General features: G+C 43.9%; 22 protein-coding genes and 1 riboswitch. Of the genes, 11 read left to right on the forward strand and 11 right to left on the reverse strand.

What is annotated here, in order from left to right:
* Positions 1–42: 42 nt before the first annotated feature.
* Positions 43–1,290 carry an aminopeptidase P family protein gene (locus tag QNH15_RS04785; protein ID WP_283892959.1) on the reverse strand — a complete coding sequence of 416 codons (1,248 nt, stop codon included), beginning with the start codon at positions 1,288–1,290 and terminating at the stop codon, positions 43–45.
* A gap of 193 nt (positions 1,291–1,483) precedes the next feature.
* Positions 1,484–2,452, reverse strand: a complete 969-nt coding sequence (dapF, locus tag QNH15_RS04790; RefSeq protein ID WP_283892961.1) for a diaminopimelate epimerase — start codon at positions 2,450–2,452, stop codon at positions 1,484–1,486.
* 159 nt (positions 2,453–2,611) lie between these two features.
* Between dapF and QNH15_RS04795 the strand changes: the two genes are divergently transcribed.
* The 7 genes from QNH15_RS04795 to QNH15_RS04825 all read left to right on the forward strand — a co-directional run bounded on the left by QNH15_RS04795 (position 2,612) and on the right by QNH15_RS04825 (position 11,078).
* A complete protein-coding gene (locus QNH15_RS04795; RefSeq protein WP_283892963.1) occupies positions 2,612–2,932 on the forward strand; it encodes a thioredoxin family protein in 321 nt (106 codons plus the stop codon).
* 386 nt (positions 2,933–3,318) lie between these two features.
* The gene (nfsA, locus tag QNH15_RS04800; RefSeq protein WP_283892965.1) at positions 3,319–4,065 is read left to right on the forward strand and encodes an oxygen-insensitive NADPH nitroreductase; all 747 of its coding nucleotides are present in this window, start codon (positions 3,319–3,321) and stop codon (positions 4,063–4,065) included.
* Between the two features lie 88 nt (positions 4,066–4,153).
* Positions 4,154–4,299: riboswitch (FMN riboswitch) on the forward strand.
* A 178-nt stretch (positions 4,300–4,477) separates the two neighbouring features.
* Positions 4,478–5,125, forward strand: a complete 648-nt coding sequence (gene ribE / locus QNH15_RS04805) for a riboflavin synthase (RefSeq protein WP_283892967.1) — start codon at positions 4,478–4,480, stop codon at positions 5,123–5,125.
* A gap of 19 nt (positions 5,126–5,144) precedes the next feature.
* Positions 5,145–6,338 carry a bifunctional 3,4-dihydroxy-2-butanone-4-phosphate synthase/GTP cyclohydrolase II gene (locus QNH15_RS04810; protein ID WP_283892969.1) on the forward strand — a complete coding sequence of 398 codons (1,194 nt, stop codon included), beginning with the start codon at positions 5,145–5,147 and terminating at the stop codon, positions 6,336–6,338.
* Positions 6,339–6,357: 19 nt separating this feature from the next.
* Positions 6,358–6,828, forward strand: coding sequence for a 6,7-dimethyl-8-ribityllumazine synthase (gene ribH / locus QNH15_RS04815; RefSeq protein ID WP_129477599.1), 471 nt, complete (start codon positions 6,358–6,360; stop codon positions 6,826–6,828).
* A 469-nt stretch (positions 6,829–7,297) separates the two neighbouring features.
* Positions 7,298–9,052, forward strand: a complete 1,755-nt coding sequence (locus tag QNH15_RS04820) for an ABC transporter ATP-binding protein (RefSeq protein WP_283892971.1) — start codon at positions 7,298–7,300, stop codon at positions 9,050–9,052.
* Between the two features lie 4 nt (positions 9,053–9,056).
* Positions 9,057–11,078 (forward strand): ABC transporter ATP-binding protein, encoded by a 2,022-nt coding sequence (locus QNH15_RS04825; protein ID WP_283892973.1) that lies wholly within the window; start codon positions 9,057–9,059, stop codon positions 11,076–11,078.
* 38 nt (positions 11,079–11,116) lie between these two features.
* Here the strand turns inward: QNH15_RS04825 and QNH15_RS04830 are convergent, their stop codons facing one another.
* The 4 genes from QNH15_RS04830 to QNH15_RS04845 all read right to left on the reverse strand — a co-directional run bounded on the left by QNH15_RS04830 (position 11,117) and on the right by QNH15_RS04845 (position 13,565).
* A complete protein-coding gene (locus QNH15_RS04830; RefSeq protein WP_283892975.1) occupies positions 11,117–11,278 on the reverse strand; it encodes a hypothetical protein in 162 nt (53 codons plus the stop codon).
* 124 nt (positions 11,279–11,402) lie between these two features.
* A complete protein-coding gene (ymzB, locus tag QNH15_RS04835) occupies positions 11,403–11,738 on the reverse strand; it encodes a protein YmzB (protein WP_061967169.1) in 336 nt (111 codons plus the stop codon).
* 92 nt (positions 11,739–11,830) lie between these two features.
* Positions 11,831–12,337 (reverse strand): GDYXXLXY domain-containing protein, encoded by a 507-nt coding sequence (locus QNH15_RS04840; protein WP_283892978.1) that lies wholly within the window; start codon positions 12,335–12,337, stop codon positions 11,831–11,833.
* A complete protein-coding gene (locus tag QNH15_RS04845; protein WP_283892981.1) occupies positions 12,324–13,565 on the reverse strand; it encodes a DUF2157 domain-containing protein in 1,242 nt (413 codons plus the stop codon). The genes QNH15_RS04840 and QNH15_RS04845 overlap by 14 nt, the downstream gene beginning before the upstream one ends.
* A gap of 263 nt (positions 13,566–13,828) precedes the next feature.
* Between QNH15_RS04845 and QNH15_RS04850 the strand changes: the two genes are divergently transcribed.
* On the forward strand, positions 13,829–14,032 hold the full coding sequence (locus tag QNH15_RS04850; protein WP_090237685.1) for an alpha/beta-type small acid-soluble spore protein: 204 nt from the start codon (positions 13,829–13,831) through the stop codon (positions 14,030–14,032).
* Between the two features lie 76 nt (positions 14,033–14,108).
* A complete protein-coding gene (locus QNH15_RS04855; protein WP_061967175.1) occupies positions 14,109–14,357 on the forward strand; it encodes a hypothetical protein in 249 nt (82 codons plus the stop codon).
* A 31-nt stretch (positions 14,358–14,388) separates the two neighbouring features.
* Here QNH15_RS04855 and QNH15_RS04860 read toward each other — a convergent pair whose 3' ends face one another.
* The 5 genes from QNH15_RS04860 to QNH15_RS04880 all read right to left on the reverse strand — a co-directional run bounded on the left by QNH15_RS04860 (position 14,389) and on the right by QNH15_RS04880 (position 19,605).
* A complete protein-coding gene (locus tag QNH15_RS04860) occupies positions 14,389–15,042 on the reverse strand; it encodes an amino acid ABC transporter permease (protein WP_283892986.1) in 654 nt (217 codons plus the stop codon).
* Positions 15,035–15,802: a transporter substrate-binding domain-containing protein gene (locus QNH15_RS04865; protein WP_283892988.1), complete on the reverse strand. Its 768-nt coding sequence runs from the start codon at positions 15,800–15,802 to the stop codon at positions 15,035–15,037. The genes QNH15_RS04860 and QNH15_RS04865 overlap by 8 nt, the downstream gene beginning before the upstream one ends.
* A gap of 244 nt (positions 15,803–16,046) precedes the next feature.
* Positions 16,047–17,147 carry an ABC transporter ATP-binding protein gene (locus QNH15_RS04870; RefSeq protein WP_283892990.1) on the reverse strand — a complete coding sequence of 367 codons (1,101 nt, stop codon included), beginning with the start codon at positions 17,145–17,147 and terminating at the stop codon, positions 16,047–16,049.
* Positions 17,148–17,282: 135 nt separating this feature from the next.
* Positions 17,283–18,167 carry a PucR family transcriptional regulator gene (locus QNH15_RS04875; protein WP_283892992.1) on the reverse strand — a complete coding sequence of 295 codons (885 nt, stop codon included), beginning with the start codon at positions 18,165–18,167 and terminating at the stop codon, positions 17,283–17,285.
* 85 nt (positions 18,168–18,252) lie between these two features.
* Positions 18,253–19,605 carry a YheC/YheD family endospore coat-associated protein gene (locus QNH15_RS04880; RefSeq protein WP_283892994.1) on the reverse strand — a complete coding sequence of 451 codons (1,353 nt, stop codon included), beginning with the start codon at positions 19,603–19,605 and terminating at the stop codon, positions 18,253–18,255.
* Positions 19,606–19,720: 115 nt separating this feature from the next.
* On the opposite strand from QNH15_RS04880, the gene QNH15_RS04885 reads away from it, so the two are divergent.
* Together QNH15_RS04885 and QNH15_RS04890 are read left to right on the forward strand one after the other, a co-directional pair.
* Positions 19,721–20,857: a DUF445 domain-containing protein gene (locus QNH15_RS04885; protein ID WP_283892996.1), complete on the forward strand. Its 1,137-nt coding sequence runs from the start codon at positions 19,721–19,723 to the stop codon at positions 20,855–20,857.
* A 50-nt stretch (positions 20,858–20,907) separates the two neighbouring features.
* Positions 20,908–21,270 carry a YlbF/YmcA family competence regulator gene (locus QNH15_RS04890; RefSeq protein WP_430667126.1) on the forward strand — a complete coding sequence of 121 codons (363 nt, stop codon included), beginning with the start codon at positions 20,908–20,910 and terminating at the stop codon, positions 21,268–21,270.
* Positions 21,271–21,445 lie beyond the last annotated feature (175 nt).

Below are 21,445 nucleotides of genomic sequence, written 5' to 3' on the forward strand. Positions count from 1 at the left end.
AAAAAAGGAGTCACAGACCATGTTGTCTGTGACTCCTTTTTCTTATCGATCAGACATGAACGCTTCAATCTCGTCCGTGGTGCGGATGATATCCGCGGACAGGTTCTCATATCCGTCTTCTGTGACCAGGATGTCATCTTCAATTCGTATACCAATCGCTTCTTCTGCGATATAAAGTCCGGGTTCAATAGTGAGCACCATCCCCGGCTCAAGCACCCGGTTCTTGTAGGACCCAACATCATGGGTATCAAGCCCAAGGAAATGGCTTACGCCGTGATAGTAGTAATTGGAGATTTCAGATGCTTCTTTTATTAATCCGATCTTCATGCATTCTTCGGCAAGGATGGCTTTTGTACGTTCGTTTAATTCGGCAAATTTCAGTCCGGGTTTAATAAGAGAGGTGGTTTCTCTTAAAGCTTTCAGCACGATGTTGTAGAATTGTTTTTGCCGCTCAGTGAATTTTCCATCAGCCGGGAAAGTGAAGCTGATATCGGCGTTATAGTAGTCTTTTTGTGCACCAAGGTCAAGCAAAATCAAGCTGTCCTTTTCAATGTGCGAATCATTGTTTTCGTAGTGCAGTACAGTCGCATTTTTTCCGCTTGCCAGGATGGTGTGAAAAGCAAAGTCCTTCACTCCGGCCGTTTTGAGGACAAAGTTAAAGTGCGCCTCCAGCTCATTTTCCAGCATGCCGGACCCTGCGTGCTTCATCACATTGTAGATGCCGTCTTTAGTAATTTGAATCGCTTCTTTGATCTTTTCAATTTCCTCAGCTGTTTTGAATACCCGCAATTCAGTAATAATGGGATATGCATTTCGAATCGCAACTTGCGGGTAATGCTCCTGAAGATGCTTGGCAAAGAGGGAGGCTTTGGACTGCCATCCTTTGAACTCCCGTTGCTCCAAATCTAGAAATACAGTTTGTACCTGCTCGGTAAACAAGGTCCGGCCAATCGAAGATTCGAAGTTTTCAAGGTATTGGACCTGCCCGATTCCCGAGACTGCTTTCGCTTCTTCTTGTGAAAGGGTAACGCCAACCCACTTTTCCATTACCGGATCCGGCTTTTCAATAAAAAGTGTCTCTTCAACAGTTCCGGCTGTCTTCTTAATCACAAGAATGACGTTCTGCCCGTCAATGCCTGTGTTGTAATAAAAATTTCGGTTCGGGGTGAACGGATAGCGCTCATCTGCTGATTTATAAGGAGCTTCACCGGCAAACAAAACAGCAGTGCTCTCATTTGGAAGCTGTGCGGCAAGCTTTTTTCGGTTCTCGGCATAAAATGATGGTTTCATAGGATCCTCCTTTTTTTGTAAAACTGACTGACTAGTTTATTTAATTGTATTTTTTATGCAATTTTTCGTCAATGAGTTTATGAAATATTTTTCGGGCAAAAAATGATCTTTTTCCTGTGTCGATCCGTTAGCTTACTAAATAGTTTGTGTACTAAAGAAAAAAGACAGGATCCACAAACAGGACCCTGTCTTTCTATTGGACATTTTTCGCGTAGGCTTCAAGCTTCCGGTAGCTTTCTTCTTCGTGCGGAAATTCTTCTTCCAAATGGAATTCCGAGTTTTCGGGTTTGCTGAAGTCAAAATCAAGTGCTCCTGAGAAAACATACGTTGCATTCCCCTTGAGAAGAACGGAATAGCCTTCTTGTTCGAGATGATTGACTTTGCAGCGAACCATTCCCCCGTTGTTCAATACGGTGACTTCCTTTTCCGGATGATTAATGCCAAGCAGGCAGGTAATGAGGCTTGAAGCGGACATTGCTGTTCCGCAGGAATTGGTGATCCCTACTCCGCGTTCATAGGTCTGGACAAAGATCGTTGAATCGCCAAGGTCTTTTACAAAGCTCACGTTTACGCCTTTTGGGAACACATCCTTAATCTCATTGGCTTTTTTTCCGATTTCCGCTACCTGGTTTTCACGTATTTCATTTACCAGCGTAATAATATGGGGATTGGGCATACTGACAGCTGTAAACGTTAAGTCGGGTGAAAGTTTTGGTATAACCGTGTTCTGGAGCGTGTTTTCGCTATGGATAACGGGCAGTGTGGAAACATCAAAGGAAACTGGCCCGATCAGTACTTCATAGGTTTGGATATCTTCATAAATGCTGTCCGTCTTTTGAACATTCAAGTTGGCTTTTTGCGTTTCAACCACAGCATGATCTCTTCCAAGAAGTTCCGTAATGTATCTTCCTGCAATGCGCAGGCCGTTTCCGCACATTTCCGGTTCCGTGCCATCTGAGTTAAAAATCCGCATTCGGGCATCCGCATTATCGCTTTTTTGGATAAAAAGAATGCCGTCTGCACCGATAGAGTGGTCGCGGTCACAAAGCGTTCTGGTCAGAGAAGTCCGCTGTTCATCATTTAATCCATAATCATTGCTATATTCATCAATTAAAATAAAATCGTTATAGGATCCATGTGTTTTCAGAATGCCGATCTTCATAGGTTGTCGTCCTTTCGTTTCACTGTGTTTACTAGTATCATACCAGGAATCATGGAAAAATGTTAATATCATCATTTGGAAAGTGCATTATATTTCGTGTGGTGAACATGGCATGTTATATAATAGATAGAAGTAAGAGTAAAAAGGGAGGTTATTTTAATGAAAGAAGTTCAAACGTTAGAAGAATTCAATGAGATTATTTCCGCAGATAAGGAAACGATCATGATTTTTACAGCAGGATGGTGCCCTGACTGCAGGCGCCTGGAAGTATTTCTTCCTGAAATTCTTGAAGAACATAAGGATAAAGCATGGTATGAGGTTGATCGGGACAAATTTCCTGAGCTGGCAGAAAAGTATGAAGTGATGGGAATTCCAAGCCTGTTATTGTTCAAAGGCGGAGAAAAGCTGGCTCATTTGCACAGTGCAAACGCGAAAACACCAGAGGATGTTCGTGCGTATCTGGAAAGTCTCCCCGTCTAATCTGATCCCTCAAGCTGCGTTGCAGTTGAAAGTTTGGCTGCTTAACGCAGCTTTTTTTTGTCTCTGACATGGGTAAAATGAATATATAATCATGTTTTAATAGCTAATTGCCATGAAGGGACATGTCATGGATATCAGACAGTTAAAAAAACCTTGGGGTTATTATGAAAAAGCAAAAATACAGAACATATGCCGTCAAAAAATTTATCCAGCACCTTCTGCAATATTAAACCTATAATCAAAAGGCATGATGGGCATTTCTTTTATGTATCTTACGAATGATGCCGCCAGAGGTCGCTTAAGCCGCTCTGCTTTTCGTTTTGATTAATCTTATGCTAGATTAGGTAACATAAATGATGTATCCAAAAGGAAAGGGTTTGAGCAGAATGAACGAAACGATAAAGAATATTCTTTCGCACCGGTCGATCCGCCGCTTTAAGGACGAACCGATTGAGCAAGAGACCGTGGAAACACTGATTCAATGCGCTCAGGCTGCATCCACTTCAAGCTATCAGCAGGTTTATTCGATTATTGGCATTGAAGAGCAGAGCATCAAGGACAAGCTGGCTGAGCTGGCGGGCAATCAAACCTATGTATCCCAAAATGGCTATTTCTTTGTTTTTTGCCTGGATTATCACCGCCATCAATTGATGGCACAAATTGCCGGACAAAATGTCGATGATACGATTAAATCAAAAGAAGGTTTTATGGTCGGAATGATCGATGTTGCGCTTGCGGCCCAGAATGTGGCGGTGGCAGCAGAATCACTTGGATTGGGCATCGTTTATATCGGCGGCATCCGCAATAATCTGCCGGAGGTTTCAGAGCTTCTCCGCTGCCCTGATCATGTGGTACCCTTGTTCGGTATGGCTGTCGGCCATCCCGATGCTTCTCCAGGATTGAAGCCACGGTTGCCTCAGGCCGCAGTTTTCCACAAAAACCAGTATGTTGAAGATGAAAAAGCTCTTCCGGTCCTTAAAGAATTTGAACTTCAGACCGCCGAGTATTATAGAGAACGCACGGGTGGAGCTCGAGATGAAGGCTGGGCTACACAAATGGCCAGAGTAATGAGCCAGCCCAAACGAACGTACATGAAGGAATTTATTGAATCCAAGGGTTTGGATAAGCAATAAACGCAGTGAATTGACGAGTTTGAGATTTGATGTTTGTAACGAGCGAAAAAGAAAGGTATACTTACATTATGCAAGTAATTAAATATTATATTTCCTTCGGGGTCGGGTGAAATTCCCAACCGGCGGTGATGAGGTGTAATCCTCTTAGTCCGTGACCCGGACGCTTTTTTAGCGGACGGTGGATCTGGTGAAATTCCAGAGCCGACAGTATAGTCTGGATGGGAGAAGGAATGACGAAATGCTTTTTTGGATTGCTTTTTTAGAAGTACACCAAAGGCTTATTTCGACATACTGTTTATTGATATGATGAGTATTTTCAGAATGCAATAGATAGAAACCCCTGGGAGCTTAATGACTTTCAGGGGTTTTTTCATTCCTTGAATAAAAGAACAGCACAGCAGGAGGTGAATCGATGTTTACTGGAATCGTTGAAGAATTAGGTACAATCGAAGGAATTAAAAAAGGCAACGAAACCATTGTATTAACCATTTCCGCTTCAAAAATTCTTGAAGATGTCCAGCTTGGGGACAGCATCTCCGTCAATGGCGTATGTTTAACGGTGACCACTTTTTCCGAGAAAAGTTTTACCGTTGATATTATGCCCGAAACCTATCGCAGCACAGGGCTGAAACTTCTATCCTTTGGCTCCAAAGTAAATCTGGAACGGGCCATGTCATCCGGAGGTCGGTTTGGAGGACATTTTGTCAGCGGCCATATCGATGGTACCGGCGAAATTGTTCAAAAACGTCCCGAGAAGAATGCTATCTATTATGATATAAAAGTGCCAAAAAGACTGTTGAACTACCTGTTGCTGAAAGGATCAGTGGCGGTGGATGGAACAAGTCTGACCATTTTTGGTTTGACGGATGATACGTTTACGGTCTCATTGATCCCTCATACCGTTTCCCATACTGTATTAGGTGATAAAGCCAAGGGGGATTCGGTGAATGTGGAATGCGACATGCTTGGAAAGTATGTTGAAAAATTTATCACAGGCAAAAAAGAAGAAAAACAAAAATCAGCCATAACACTGGAATACTTAGCAGAGCATGGGTTTTAAAGCAGAGGAGGGATGATTGATGTTTCACAGTATAGAAGAAGCGATTGAGGATTTGATTAACGGCAAACCTGTCATTGTGGTGGATGATGAAGACAGAGAAAATGAAGGAGACTTTGTCGCCATCGCTGAAAAAGTAACACCTTCAACGGTTAACTTTATGGCAACTCACGGAAGAGGACTGATTTGCGCTCCGATTGACGAAAATCTTGCAGCTAAGCTGGAGCTGACACCGATGGTCACCAATAACACCGATCCCCATGGGACTGCCTTTACGATCAGCATTGACCATGAAAGCACAACAACAGGCATCTCGGCTGCTGAACGGGCCATTACCATTCAAAAAATGGTGGAAGAAGGTGCGAAGGGACCTGACTTCAAGCGTCCGGGTCATGTCTTTCCTTTGATCGCCAAAAAAGGAGGCGTGCTGAGGAGGGCAGGACATACGGAAGCGGCCGTTGATCTGGCTCTGTTAGCAGGCGCAAAACCGGCAGGAATGATTTGTGAAATTATGAATGCAGATGGAACCATGGCAAGGGTGCCGGAGCTGCAAAAATTGGCACTCGAGCATGATCTGAAATTCATTACCATTAAAGACCTTATTCAATACAGGAACCGGAAAGAAAAAATGGTTACAAAAGAAGTCGAAATTAAATTGCCGACGGATTTCGGAGATTTTACTGCCATTGGCTTTTCGAACCTTATTGACGATAAAGAGCATGTGGCATTGATTAAAGGAAGGATCGATGCAGAACAGCCGGTGCTTGTAAGAGTGCATTCAGAATGCCTGACCGGCGATGTGTTCGGCTCTCATCGCTGTGATTGCGGTCCGCAGCTTCATGCGGCGCTTCAGCAAATCGAAGAGGCTGGTTCAGGTGTATTGCTCTATATGAGGCAGGAAGGACGTGGAATCGGCCTGTTGAATAAGATGCGCGCCTACAAGCTTCAGGAAGAAGGCTTGGACACGGTGGAAGCCAATGAAAAGCTAGGCTTTGCACCGGACCTTCGAAACTATGGCATCGGCGCACAGATCCTGAAAGAACTCGGCATAAAGAAAATGCGTCTTTTAACCAACAATCCTCGCAAAATTACCGGTCTTAAAGGTTACGATCTTGAAGTGGTTGAGCGAGTGCCCATTCAGATGCCGGCAAATAAAGACAATGAAAACTACTTAAAAACAAAGAAGATGAAACTGGGGCACTTGCTGCAGTTCTAACAGAGGAGGATGCACAACAATGGGAAACATTTTTGAAGGAAACTTAATCGGAACAGGACTAAAAGTAGGGGTCGTCGTAGGCCGGTTCAATGAATTTATTACAAACAAGCTGCTTGGAGGCGCACAGGACGCACTGAAACGTCATGGTGTGGAAGAAGAGAATGTGGACGTCGCGTGGGTTCCTGGTGCTTTTGAAATTCCTTTGATCGCCAAAAAAATGGCCGATTCCGGAAAGTACGACGCAGTGATCACGCTTGGAACAGTTATTCGCGGATCTACTCCTCACTTTGATTATGTTTGCAACGAAGCGGCAAAAGGTGTTTCGGCAGCTTCACTTCAGTCAGGAATCCCGGTCATTTTTGGTGTTTTGACCACTGATTCCATCGAGCAGGCCATCGAACGTGCAGGAACGAAGGCTGGTAACAAGGGCTGGGAAGCGGCTGCTTCTGCCATTGAGATGGCCAACTTAAATCGCCAACTTAATTTTTAAGTATAGGAAGTCCGCCTCTGGCGGGCTTTTTATTTTTTTGTGAATTGTTAGAAAATATACACTATTTTATATTGACACTTTAATTGAAATAGTGTTACTATTACTGAGGTCAAATGGAATTACAATTTATTGAAAGGATGGTTGTGTCATGAAAAAGACTATGATTGATTTACTGCATTTAACCAACGGCTCTTTTTCAATTTCATATGGTGACCGGCCATTCCGTAATAACGCATAATCTATAGACACACGGCCGCGCTTTTTCCTTTGTGACGTGACGTGTCTCTATTTTTAGCATATCGCCTCCCTGAGGCGGTATGCTTTTTTGCATTTGGGGTTCTATTCACCGTTCATATAAAGGAGAGATGCAAAGATGAGATTAGTAACAGTAGTGAGATTAAAGTGGCAGCTTCATTTGGGCTCAGGGTAGCTTTCGTATCAGAGGATTCAGGATGAGAGGAGTGAAACGATGTTTTCTGTTTTAAGCAAATTAGGATGGTTTTTTAAAGAGCACTGGAAACGCTATTCGATAGCGGTTGTTTTATTAATCGTGGTTGGCATTCTAGAGGTTATCCCTCCAAAGATCGTCGGAAATGCGATTGATGCCATTAACCTGGGCAACTTGACAAAAGAAACACTGATCCAAACGATTTTAGTGTATACCGGTTTATTGACCATTACCTATATTTTAACGTATTTCATGATGTATCAGTTGTTTGGCGGGGCATTTGTTGTGGAACGGATCCTCCGCTCCAAATTTATGAGACATCTTTTAAAAATGACTCCTTCGTTTTATGAAAAAAATAAGACAGGAGATCTCATGGCCCGGGCAACCAACGATTTGAAGGCCATTTCAGTTACCGCAGGGTTCGGAATTCTCACCCTTGTGGACTCGAGTGCATTTATGCTGGTCATTTTGCTTACCATGGGGTTATTTATCAGCTGGAAACTGACACTCGCGGCTGTTATTCCCCTGCCTCTGATGGCCATTGCCATGAATCGGTACGGAAAGAAGGTTCATGAACGGTTTCTGCTGGCACAGGATGCGTTTGGAGACATGAATGATCAGGTGCTGGAGAGTATTTCGGGAGTGAGGGTAATCCGTGCTTACGTAAAAGAGCAGGAAGATATGGCCCGCTTCCAAACTCTCACGGATGATGTCTATGGAAAAAATATCGCTGTTGCCAAGGTGGATGCGTTGTTTGAGCCAACCATTAAAGTGCTGGTTGGGATCAGCTATTTGATTGGATTAGGATATGGCGCATACCTTGTTTTTCACAACACCATCACTCTTGGACAGCTCGTCTCCTTTAACGTTTACCTTGGAATGCTGATATGGCCGATGTTTGCTGTTGGCGAATTAATCAATGTCATGCAACGTGGAAATGCCTCTTTGGACCGGGTGAACGAAACACTTGCCTATGAACCGGATGTAAATAGCCATCCCCACCCGATAAAGCTGGATCAGCCGGGAACCATTCAATTCCACAATGTATCGTTTCGATATCCGTCATCAGAAAGAGATAATTTAAAAGAAATTCATGTAAGCGTTAAAACAGGCCAGACGCTTGGCATTGTCGGACGAACAGGAAGTGGAAAAACAACGCTGTTCAAGCAGCTTCTTCGTGAGTATCCGCTAGGAGAGGGAACCATTAGTATCTCGGAAATCGATCTGGCCCAGCTTGCCATAGAGGATATTCAGGGATGGATCGGCTACGTTCCGCAGGAAGCTACCCTTTTTTCAAAAACAATACGAGAGAATGTGCTGTTTGGGAATAGCCAGGGGACGGAGAAGGAGCTTCAGCATGCTCTTAAAATGGCAGCTTTTGATCAGGATGTGAAGTATTTGCCGCAAGGACTAAATACGCTGGTGGGGGAAAAGGGCGTCGCTTTGTCAGGTGGCCAAAAACAACGGGTTTCCATTGCCAGGGCCCTTCTCATCGACCCCGAGATCCTGCTGCTTGATGATGCCCTTTCAGCAGTCGATGCAAAAACGGAAGCAGCCATCATCACAAACATAAGAAGAGAGAGAGCAGGGAAAACAACGTTGATTACAACCCATCGGTTATCAGCGGTGGAACACGCAGACTGGATCATCGTGATGAATGATGGGAAGATTGCCGAAGAAGGAACACATACCGAGCTTCTGGAGCACGGCGGCTGGTACAGTGAACAGTATGAACGGCAAAAGGTCGAAGAACGTCTCGATGAAAGGGCGGTGTAAAAACGTGAAGCCTGGAAAACGATTATTTCAATACGCCTTGATTTATAAAAAAAGCTTTATAATTGGGCTTCTTCTGCTGGCTCTCGCGGTTTCTGCAGAGCTTACCGGTCCTTTTATAGCAAAACGGATGATAGATGTACACATTTTGGGCATAGAAAAGCCATGGTTTGAAACCGGGTCGGGTTCAAAAAACACGGTAGTTTTTCTAGGCAAGCAATATAAAAGGGAAGACCGGCTGCTGCCGGGTGAACGCAAGGGAAGGCAAGTCAGGATCACCCAGATCGGAAGAAGTTATTATTTCATTCCACAGCCTGCCAAAATTAAAGGCGAGAAGAAGTACAACAACCATAAAATTACCGTTTCAAATAAAGGTGTTACAAAAGAATACCCGGCAGTACTCATAAAAAACAAGGATCTTTTCAACTTCTACAAACCTGAGATTGGAGGACTCGTCAAACTGACCGGTTTTTATTTTGTTCTGCTATTGTTTGCGAGTATCTTTCAGTATGGTCAGCATTATATGCTGCAAAGCTCGTCCAACCTTGTGATCAAAAAACTGCGTCAGGATGTTTTCTCGCAAATCCAGCGGGTGCCGATTACGTATTTTGACAATCAGCCTGCTGGAAAAACAGTGTCACGGGTAACGAATGATACGGAAGCGATTAAAGAATTATTTGTAAATGTACTGTCGAACTTTTTTACTGGAACCATCTATATGGCGGGGATCTTCACAGCACTCTTTATCCTGGATGCCCGTCTCGCCCTGATCACCATGGTTTTGGTTCCTATTCTCCTTGTATGGATCAAGCTGTACAGAAAAGTCGCTTCCAAGTATAACCATATTATCCGTTCCACCTTGAGTGATATAAACGGTATGGTGAATGAGTCCATTCAAGGCATGCCGATCATCCAGGCGTTCAAGCGGCAAAAAGAGACGGTTAAGGAATTTGAAGACATGAACAAAACGTATTATTCCTACCAGAACAAGCTGCTAAGCTTAAACGGCCTGACGTCCCATAATCTTGTAAGTGTTCTTAGGAACCTGGCGTTCGTGGCTCTGATCTGGTATTTCGGGGGAGCTTCTTTAAAGGCGGATGCCTTGATTTCCGTTGGTGTTCTGTATGCTTTTGTCGATTATTTAAACCGGTTGTTCCAGCCCATTACCGGGATGGTGAATCAGTTGGCACAGCTTGAACAGGCACTCGTGTCGGCAGAGCGCGTGTTTGTACTGCTCGACGAGCCAGGAATGGATGTGGAAGTGAAAAAGGCGCCGCGCTATGATGGGAATGTTTCCTTCAATGATGTAAGCTTCGCATACATTGAGGGAGAAAATGTGCTAAACCATATTTCCTTTGAAGCAAAGCAAGGAGAAACCGTGGCGCTTGTCGGCCATACCGGATCTGGAAAAAGTTCCATCATGAACCTGCTGTTCCGTTTTTATGATATTAAGCAGGGAAAGATAATGATTGATAACAAAGATATCATGACGATGCCCAAGCAGGTTGTGCGTGAGCATATGGGCATTGTTCTGCAGGACCCGTTTTTGTTCAGCGGTACGATTGCTTCCAACATTAGTCTTGATGATCCTTCCATCACCAGGGAAAAGGTAGAAAAAGCGCTCACGGATGTAGGAGCCATGCCGTTTGTACAAAACCTTCCCGGCGGTCTGGATGAACCGGTTATCGAAAAGGGGAGCACCCTTTCTGCCGGGCAGCGCCAGCTTCTGTCTTTTGCCAGAGCACTCGCCTTTAATCCGGCCATTTTAATTTTGGATGAAGCCACAGCCAGCATTGATACTGAAACAGAAGCCATTATCCAAAGTGCGCTTGAAGTGCTCAAGCAAGGTAGAACGACCTTTATTATTGCCCATCGCTTGTCCACAATCAAAAATGCAGATCAGATTCTGGTCCTCGACCGCGGCAGAATTATGGAGCGGGGAACGCATCAGTCTCTGATGGAAGCGGGCGGACGTTATTATCAGATGTACCAAATACAGCAGGGGCAGCAGACAAGTAAAGCAGTATAATACAAAAGGGAGCCATCGAGGGTTCCCTTTAATTATATCTATTGTGCTGTTTTTTGTTCAGATGCTGCTTTTACTGCTCCCATGATCTTTACTTCATGTTTCTGGACGGAAGTTTCATCATGTGCATTTGAAGCGGATGAACCTCCCAAGGCTGTGGACATACCGCCGATCACGATTTTCTTTTTCCAATCAGGATGCATGCATACCCTCCTATTTAATGTGAAGAAAATCCGTTTTGAAAGCAACACCTGTTGTTAGAATATTTTAAACTATTTTACAACTTATATGACGAAAAAGCAAAAAAAGAACCCTCTGCGGGTTCTTTTACGATTTCATGATGGCATACTGCCCTCTGCTTGTTTTAAAGGTTATGATGCTTTGATCTGTATTGATTTCCTCAATGCCATCCAGCGGCACTTCGTACAAAACAGAAGGAAGCTCTGTTTTTTCGCCGTCTTCGGTACTGTAGGCCGTGCCATGAAGGAACATGACATTGTCTGCAATGTAGTCATCAACAGAATCCCGCTGTTCAAAGGTGGCTTTTTCCAGCTGAATGTTGATTTGATCCAAATCTTCATTCTCTTCTTTTCGAATGGTAATCTGATTTCCTGCCCAGTCATTTATTGTATTTTTAATATCAATGATTTTCATTTCACTCATTTGGGTCACCTCTCTAACAATGTACCCCTATTGCACAAGAATAAACCATTCGGACAGGAGAATGACTGGAAATGATGCAGACTGTAGCGGTCTTACTTTTCAGTCTGGATTTTCTGAATGACACCTTTGCCCCATGGCGCGACTTTTACTGCTACGGAGTATTCCTGTCCCGGTTCTTCAAACTTCTTTCCTGTATTTTCTTCGACATAAAAACGTTCCAGACCATATTCCAAATGAAGCATCCCAACCATTGAGGGGGTAGCCTTTGCTTTTAAGTAGACCTGGCTGCTGCCTGAAATATCAGGACAATGATTTGTTAATTTTTCAATGTGGTACTTCCCTTTTTCCGGAGCAAGAACCACATATACTGGTGTTGGCTCTTGAATAGGCTTTCCTTTCCAAAGGGAATCGGGAGCGTCACTGATTTCGTAATTCAAGGAAACATAGTCCCCGGAAAATACATCCGATGGGTCTACAGGCTTTGTTTTCAGCTGGATCTCCTTGCCAAAATAATCAACTCCATAATAACTTCCGGCTATTCCGAGCAGAACGAGGACCTGAAGAATGATTAATCCAATCCACCATTTATTTTTTTTCATGTGGGGTCCCCCTTTCCTCTAACACATCTTTTTTCTTTTTCTGCAAAAAGAAGTACAGAGCAAACAGAAGGATTCCGCCAATCAGGAAGAACAGGGATTTTGGCATAAACGACCACGCCAAATTAATGTAAGCAATAAAGGTGACGAGCAAAAACAAAATGATGCCCCAATTGATCTGATAGCGCTGTTCTGTCCGGTACCCTTCGGACAGCAGCAATCCGGGAAAAACGAAAGCAACGATTAAATACAGGATTCCCACCGCCAGATTTCCGGTGAAGGTGGACAGATAAAACCAGGGAATAAATAAAATGCCGCTTTTTAGTAATGCTGGCAAGGTACCTTTTTTCATTCTCGAATAAATAAGGAAAGCAGCTAAGAGAATAAAAATAAGTAAAAACCAAAGCGGCTCGGGATAATCAAAGGTATCCGATGGGGTATTCGTTAATGTAAAGTACAGCACGAGATTTATCCCAAAAGCCGCAGCAGAAGCAAAAAACTTAAGGGAAGATCCAAGGCCTTGATCGAGCCATTCTGACAGACTGTAAACACCGAGAAGAATAACGATCAGCCATAGCCAGTTTTCATCAAGGGTTCCTGCCAGGAAAACAAGATGCAAAATAAACCCGGCGGCAAAAAAGCGGGTATACAGACGGTTCTTTTCGTTCAGGGCGAACCAGCCCAATCCAAGTCCGAACAAAATCAGGAGCACATAGCTGTAGCTGGAGAACTCGGTCTGGGCGTAAATTTGCCCTCCGGTTAAAATGGCAGAGGTAAGAAAAAATAACAGCCTTCCATTAAGAAAGTACAGATAGATCAAGGCAGGCACGGACCAGATAATAAAGGTGCGTGCGTCATATGAAACAAAGTGATACGTTTGGCCCAGCAGGATCAGAGATGCTCCAAAAGAGGCTATTCCAAGGCCAATACACGAATGTCCCAGAGCTTCCTTACCTTTTTGAAGAAATGTATGGCCCAGCCCATAACTGGTACATAAAACGGCGATAAGCAATATCAGCCTGAAAGGGGGAGTTATGCCGCTCCAATTGGCTGCAATAAAGGACAAGATTCCGAGGCCGATCAGAATACTTGCGAAGATCGGTATAAGACCGATGCCCCGCTGTGAATGATTATCCTTATATTTTGCCACTATAAGACGGTATTGCTCTTCGCTGATAATATTTTCCGCTACCCATTTTTTTCCCTCTTTCTCTAACCATTGATCATTCAATGTTTCACCCCGCCTCTTTTTAATGGGGAAATTATACATTTAAAAATGTAATGCAATTGCTGATTGAAGTAAAGCTGATTTTTCCTCTCCACTTTAACAGAGTAGGACGGAAATTTCAGTACCTCACAAGAAGATATGCCAATTGATTTTAGAGAATGCAGCAAGGAAAGGAAAAGCAAAGAAAACGCCACATAATTTGGAAAACAGAGCGGCGTATATCCTTATTTTATTGAAGCACAATATGATTCAAGGAGGTGATATCAATGGCAAACAACAATAGCTCAAACCAACTAGTAGTTGCTGGTGCTCAACAAGCTCTTGATCAAATGAAGTACGAAATCGCTTCTGAATTTGGTGTTCAACTAGGTGCTGATACAACTGCTCGCGCTAACGGATCTGTAGGTGGAGAAATCACTAAACGTCTTGTAGCAATGGCTCAACAACAAATCAGCGGGTCAGCTCGATAACTCTATAATCATGGCTGTAAAGGGGTGGAGCGATCCGCCCCTTTTTAAATTCCCGCATTCGGAAAGAGGAATGTTTATGAGTATGTGTCCGGTCTGCAACCAATTACATACGGTCGTTTTCCATTGCCCGGACTGCGGCAATGCAGGAGAGGACCAGGGAAAGCTGAGCGATTATTTTGATGACTACAGTCCATATGTCGATTCCGATGGTCTCAAGCTCGAAAATGGATATCCGGCAGATTTTAAGGAATCACAGTGCCCTCATGTTTATTATTGCAAAATATGCCGGCAGGAAATGGTCGTTTTTATATCTGAATGGACATAAAAAAAATCACCAGCCCGTTTTGAGCTGGTGATTATTTAATAATACGAAGTCGCCGTTCAAGACGTTCACGGCTCCATTCAAGCAGGGTGGATAATCCCCAATATATAAGTGCGGCTTCTAAAAGAATCGGCAGGACAATCAAGCTGGATGCACTGCGCTGATCGGCAATAGAAGTAAGTTCAGGTACGGTAATGACGGATGCAAGTGACGACGACTTGGCAACGTCAATCAGTGAATTCCAGATGGACGGGATCGCAATGCGCCATGCCTGAGGCAGGATAACCTCCCGGAATGTCTGGTAGTAATTCATGCCAAGTGAATAAGATGCCTCCCACTGGCCGTTAGGTATAGACTGAATCGCTCCGCGGTAGGATTCCGCAATATAAGCGCTGAAATGAAGGATTAATCCGATAAGCGCTGCCTGCCATCCTTGAGGCGTGATCGCAAACGTAAAACCGTTATACCAAATTAACAATTGAATAAGAAGAGGAGTACCCCTGAAAAAAGAAATATAGATTCGTGCAATCCGGGAAAGGACTCTGTTGCTCGACATTCTGCATAATGCGATGACCAGCCCAAAGATTAATGAGCCGATAATGGACCCCAGACTAAGGAGAACGGTGATTTTGGCTCCCTCCAGTAAAAACGGGAGGGAGTCCACCATGTACTGGAGAGAACTACTCACTTACGTCTGCTCCGAAGTACTTTTTGGAAAGCTTGGAAAGGGTACCGTCCTTCTTCATATCAGCAAGAGCCTTGTCCACTTTTTTCGCTAAGTCCTTATTATCTTTCTTGAAGGCAAAGGCCATTTTATTCTCATTGAATGGTTTGCCCACTGCTTTTACATTATATTTTGTTTTTTTCAGTTCTGTTAAAATGAACAGTTCATCATTCATAGCCGCATCCACACGGTTTACGTCAAGATCGGACAGTACTTGTGCAATGCCTTTGTAATATTTAACCTTTGCGCCGGCCTTTTCAGCTTCCATGGAATAGTTGCTTCCTTGAGTGGTTCCGACCACCTTGCTTTTAAGATCTTTTATGCCTTTAATGTCTTTGTTACTTTTATTTACAATAACTTTCCCGCCAGAAACGGTGTAAGGAGTGGAGAAGGCATATTGTTTCTCACGTTCAGGTGTAATCGTTACCTGGTTGGCTACCATATCAAAACGGCTGCCAAGTGAAGTGAACATGTTCTTCCATTCTGTCGGCACGATTTTCGGCTTCATATCAAGGCGCTTCGCAACTTCTTTTGCTACCTCCACATCATAGCCGGTTACTTCGTTTGTTTTCTTGTCACGATAGGAGAAGGGAGGGTATGTAGCTTCCGTTCCGATCGTCAGTTCTTTTTTCTTTGATCCGTTGTCGCCGTCATTATTGCCGCAAGCGGACAAAATTCCTGCAAGCATGACGGAAACCATGAGGATGGCCCATAGTTTTTTCATGTGTGTGTACCTCCATAATATATCCATAAATGGATGATTTTTTTTTTAAGGTTAAATCCGATAAAACTCATCAGAATTCCTTAGTCATTTAATCAGTAAATGAAGGAATTGTCAATGATAAAACATTATTCCCTAATCAACCTTGTTTTTCACATGATTTGCCAAAAAAAATAAAAAATCTCCATCAAGGAGAAGGCAAGCCTTCTTCCTGATGGAGATTCCGATGTCCTCGCTGTTTTTTAACTTAGTGGATGCGTTGTTCTGAGTCGTTGTCAAAGAAATGAGCTTTGTTCATATCAAGAGCAAGGTCAATATTTTGGCCGTTTCGTACATCCGTACGGGAGTCCACACGGGCGATGAAGTCCTGGCCGGCAATTGTGGAGTACAGGAAAGTTTCCGCTCCCATAAGCTCCGCTACGTCGATGCGGGCGTTAATTTTGGTGTTGGCAGAAGACTCAATGAATACTGGCTCATCATGAAGATCTTCCGGACGAATGCCAAGTGTTACTTCCTTATTAAGGTAGCCATGGTCACGAAGGGTTTTCATTTTGCCTCCTGGAATCGCCACGCGGATATCATTGTTGATTACAAAATATCCGTCTTCTACTTTTCCGCTGATAAAGTTCATGGCCGGGCTTCCGATAAATCCGCCGACAAACATGTTTTCAGGTGTATCGTATACTTCCTTAGGTGAACCAACCTGTTGGATGTGTCCGTCCTTCATAACAACGATTCGTGTAGCCATCGTCATGGCCTCAGTCTGGTCATGCGTTACATAGATGGTTGTTGTTTGCAGGCGCTGGTGAAGCTTGGTGATCTCAGCGCGCATCTGTACACGAAGTTTGGCATCAAGGTTGGATAAAGGTTCATCCATCAAGAAAACCTGTGCATCACGAACAATTGCACGTCCAAGCGCCACCCTTTGGCGCTGACCGCCGGAAAGTGCTTTAGGTTTACGATCAAGGTATTGTTCAAGGCCGAGGATTCGGGCCGCTTCTTTTACGCGTTTTTCAATTTCTTCTTTGCTGAATTTACGGAGCTTTAGGCCGAACGCCATGTTGTCATATACATTCATATGCGGGTAAAGGGCATAGTTTTGGAAAACCATGGCAATGTCACGGTCTTTTGGTGCGACATCGTTTACCACGCGGTCTCCAATGACAAGATCTCCTTCTGAAATATCTTCAAGGCCGGCAATCATACGAAGGGTTGTGGATTTACCACAGCCGGATGGGCCAACAAATACAATAAATTCTTTGTCCTTAATATCAAGGTTAAAGTCATGTACTGCGGTTACTTTATTGTCGTAGCGTTTTACGATTTTTTGTAGTTTAATTCCTGCCATTGTATTGCCTCCTTGGTTTTGCAAAAGAACGACCTTTGCTGATTGCCTTAATTGTAGCGAATGTAAGGGCTTTCGTATATTGGAGGCATGTCCGAAATTTTCAGTCAATTTTTTGTGCATTGTGCACAAAACGATCTAACTTATCGTTGTTTCACGGCTGATCAGCGCATGGTAAACAGCGACCGCCTGTTTAAACTGTTTCACATCTATTCCTGTTTTTTCGATGAACTTGTCTACACGGTATTGCAGGCTGTTTCGGTGAATATACAATTTTTTTGCTGCCATGGACAGGTTCATATTGCATTCGAGGAAAATTTTAATGCTGTGAATCAGATCACGGTCTTTAAATAATTCATCCGGTATGAGATTGGAAATGAATTGACTGGCAGACTTGTCCAGATGAAGAAGAAGCAGGTAGGGAATCAAGTCCTCCCGGCAATATACTTCCTGGGGAGGGAGATAAGGCCGGATGGAGGAAAACATTTCCCGTTCAATTCTGAACTGTTCTGCTCCCTCTGCATAGCTATCCATCCACCTGCCGATAAACAAATCGAGATCGGTATAAAAGTCAGCTGTGAGGACCGACTTAACCTGATCATACGGCAGCTCTTCCGTTTCATTGGTTTTGGGCTCGATCAGCACTCCGTGATGACCGGACATAAAAAGCACAGTCACTTCATCGGGAAAAATGCCGGAGACAGCTTCGAGAAAGGCATCCTGGTCACTGAGATCGTTTTTTAAGAAAAAATGAATGAACCGGAAACGGACCTGCGGGTGTTCGCCCTGAAGGTCGCCAGAAATAACGTTCTTCCAAAAAATCTGCTGCTCCGAAAGACGAGTATCCGTTTCTGCCTCTGTAAACAGCGAATGCAGTAAATCCAATTCACTGGAAGTAATTGCCGTTTTGGCTATGCCGAACGTAACACCTGCCTGATCTGCAAACCAGTAATACTGTTCCGGATGGTCGGCGGTATGTAAGGAAAAATGGTTGCCATAATGTTGTTGAAGTTTGGATAGCATGCCGAAAACTCCTTTTCATGTTCTCACCCTAGTATACCAGTGCAAACAGTGTTCTAACAAAAAGAAGGGAGAAGGACAGGCTTTATCAGGCATGAAGCAACTGTTTGGAAAGAAACGCTTGTTCAGCAAGGTGAATTCCATACTCTAGAGAAAGTCTCCGCGTTAAATAGTCTTCTTTTCGGAACAAGGAATGAGAAAGAAGACTTCTGCCCGGCCTTGAATTTGCTTCGATTAGCCAAATACGCCCCTGCTTGTCGATTCCCATGTCAAATCCGATTTCTCCTATGAGTCCGTCTGTTTTGGCATCAATTTTTTTGCTGATTTTAAGAGCTGCCTGCTTCAGTTTTATGAGCAATTGAGATGGCATTCCTGCCAGCTCCAGTGCATTTTCTGGACGTCGTGCTTCGCCTCCATAGGACAGGTGGGTGGTTAGCGCCTGGGATCCGGCGACCTTTGCGGCAATTGCACTGATCACCCACTGGCCATGACGGTTTTTATTGGAATGTATTCTGAAATCGACAGGCGATTGTCCGATGGTGATCAAGTCAATTCCTTGCTGTACAAGGACCTTTTCTTTTTGAGAAACAAGCTTTCGCGAATGAAGGAGATCGGATAAACGACCAAAATTCATGGATTGAAGTCGGGGACCATCCTGAAATCTGCAGATGTAATTTCCGTTTTTCAACTTGCTGACTGTGGAAATGCCACGGCCAAAACTGCCGCCTGCGGGCTTGAAGAAAATAACAGGATAAGTGTTCAACATTCGCTCGATTTCATAGACATCTGCATCGATGAAAGTTTCGGGCAGATAGTGCCCAGTTTCACTGTCTCCGGACATCATCTGGGAAATTTCCTGTTTGTTGAAAAAGGAAGGATTGAACACGGGAATTTTCCACTCGTTTTGAAAAAGGTGAAGCGCTTTTTGAATTGAGGGACTGTTTTCCGTTTTCCGCGTTGGAATCTGGTTGTAGATTACAGAAGGAAGCGGAACGCTGTGCGTGGTCCAACGTGTTCCATCGTGAAAGTAGCCATAGACGATCCGGTTTTTTAAATCAATCTGCTTTGGGCCAAACAGAAAATAGTAGGAACCGACAGGCCTGGCAGCAGAAAGCAGCTTAGCAAAAAAGGAGGAACGCTCCCCGGCAGGGCGTGAAGATGAGAAACCGACATGGGATGTGAAAATACCAGCCAAAGGACCGATTTCGAGCGAGGAGCCGTGAATATGTATATGAACCCTTGAAGCAAATGGAATCTGCAGGGCAGTCCAAAGGGGTGAAGAAAGACGAAGCTCATCCCTGGCATGTGCGATTGCGGTGCATGTCACAGTGCTTGAACCGAAGGACAGAGTAACCGGCTTTCCTGTATCCAAAAGCAGCCATTCGGGGATGAAAAGTACAGCCTTTTCCGTCTTGTAGGGATAAAGAGGAAGAATCGTCATTTCTTTCGCTCCTTGTTTATCATTTTAAAAGGGCATTCCCGTTTGATTAGGCCGATGCCCATATCGTATACTATGAAAGCAGCACGAAAATAGTGTTTAAACTAGGAGATTAACAATGGATACATGGATAAAAATAGTGTTTTTGGTTGTGGTGGGGGCGATAATTGGCGGATTAACCAATCTGATCGCCATCCGGATGCTGTTCCGTCCTTATAAACCTTGGAAAATTGGAAAGTATCAAGTGCCCTTTACCCCGGGGCTGATTCCCAAGCGGAGGCATGAGTTGGCCATAAAGATGGGGGAAACCGTCAAGAACCATCTGTTAACTGCTGAAGGGATTCAGAGTAAAGTCACGGATCCAGCTTTTATAGATGAAATTACTTCCCTTGTAAAAACCGAAGCAAGGGGGTTTCTTGAGAGTGATATTACGCTTCAGCGATTTTTGGCGGAACAGTTGAATGTTTCAAATGCGGAGGCTGTCATTTCTGAAAAAGCAACATCCTTTGTTCAGGACAAGCTGAATGCCATCCTGGATGAGGTAAAGGAGCAGACAATAAGCGAACTCCTTCCTTCAAGTATGACGGCTGCGGTCGACGGAAAAATCGGGGGAGCTGCCCAATTTATCGTCGATAAAGGTATCGCCTTTCTTCAAAGCAAAGATGGTAAAGAAACCCTATCCAAGGGCATTGATGCTTTCTTGGCAGAAAGAGGCATGCTGTTGAACATGCTTTCGATGTTTTTTGGAAATGTAAAAATGGTAGATAAGATTCAGCCAGAAATGATCAAGCTGTTAAAACAGCCACAAACGAAGGAAACCATTGAAAAGTTAATCCGGCAGGAGTGGGAGGCAGCTCAGCAGCAGAAGGCAGGAAAGCTTCAGGACATAATGAATGCCGAAACCTGGATCGAACCAGGAGCTTCCCAAATTGTTTCGCAGCTTCCGATTACCAACCTTTTGCATCAACCGCTCGATGGCATCCCGGATCAGTACAAGGAAGCCATTCTGGAACGTTTCATTCCAAGAATTGTGGACCTATTCATGAAATCGTTAAACGACCGTTTAGCCATGATTTTGGATAAACTGCAGATTGCAAAAATTGTGGAGGAACAGGTAGAAACGTTTTCGCTTGAACGGCTGGAGCAAATCATTATTGATGTAGCCAAAAAAGAACTCACCATGATCACCTGGCTCGGTGCATTGCTCGGAGGAATCATCGCCGTGTTCCAGGCTTTGATTTTGATGTTCCTCTAAGGTTTGTTATAGTGGTAGAGACATTTAGAGTCTGAGGAGGAAAACAAATTATGTCTAATCTTTATGATTTAGCGTACGATCTTGAAAACGCCTTGCGCAACAGCGAGGATTTTCAAACCTTGAAGGATAGCTATGCGAAGGTAAATGCGGATCCAGAAGCCAAAAAAATGTTTGACGAGTTCCGCACGATTCAAATGGGCCTTCAGCAAAAGCAAATGTCCGGCGAGCAGATCACACAGGAGGAAGTGGAAAAGGCACAGGCTTTATTCCAGTCAGTGCAGCAAAACGAGGTCATCAGCACATTGATAAACACTGAGCAGCGCATGAGCGTAACCATCTCTGATCTGAACAAAATCATTACAAAGCCGCTTGAAGAGCTTTATGGACCGATGGCGGACGAAAAGCAGCAATAAGTGTCTATGAGGAAAAACGTCTTTCTGCATCCTGCTGAAAGGCGTTTTTTTGTATGACCAGTGAGAATTGCACGAAGCGCAGGAAGAATTGCACGTATTTCAAGAACAATTGCACGAAATCAAATTAATTGCATGAACGCGATAAATCACCATGGAGGGGCTCCATGTTCTATCT

It is taken from the genome of Fictibacillus enclensis, from assembly GCF_030123385.1.
In the GTDB taxonomy this organism is placed as follows: Bacteria; Bacillota; Bacilli; order Bacillales; family Fictibacillaceae; genus Fictibacillus_C; species Fictibacillus_C enclensis.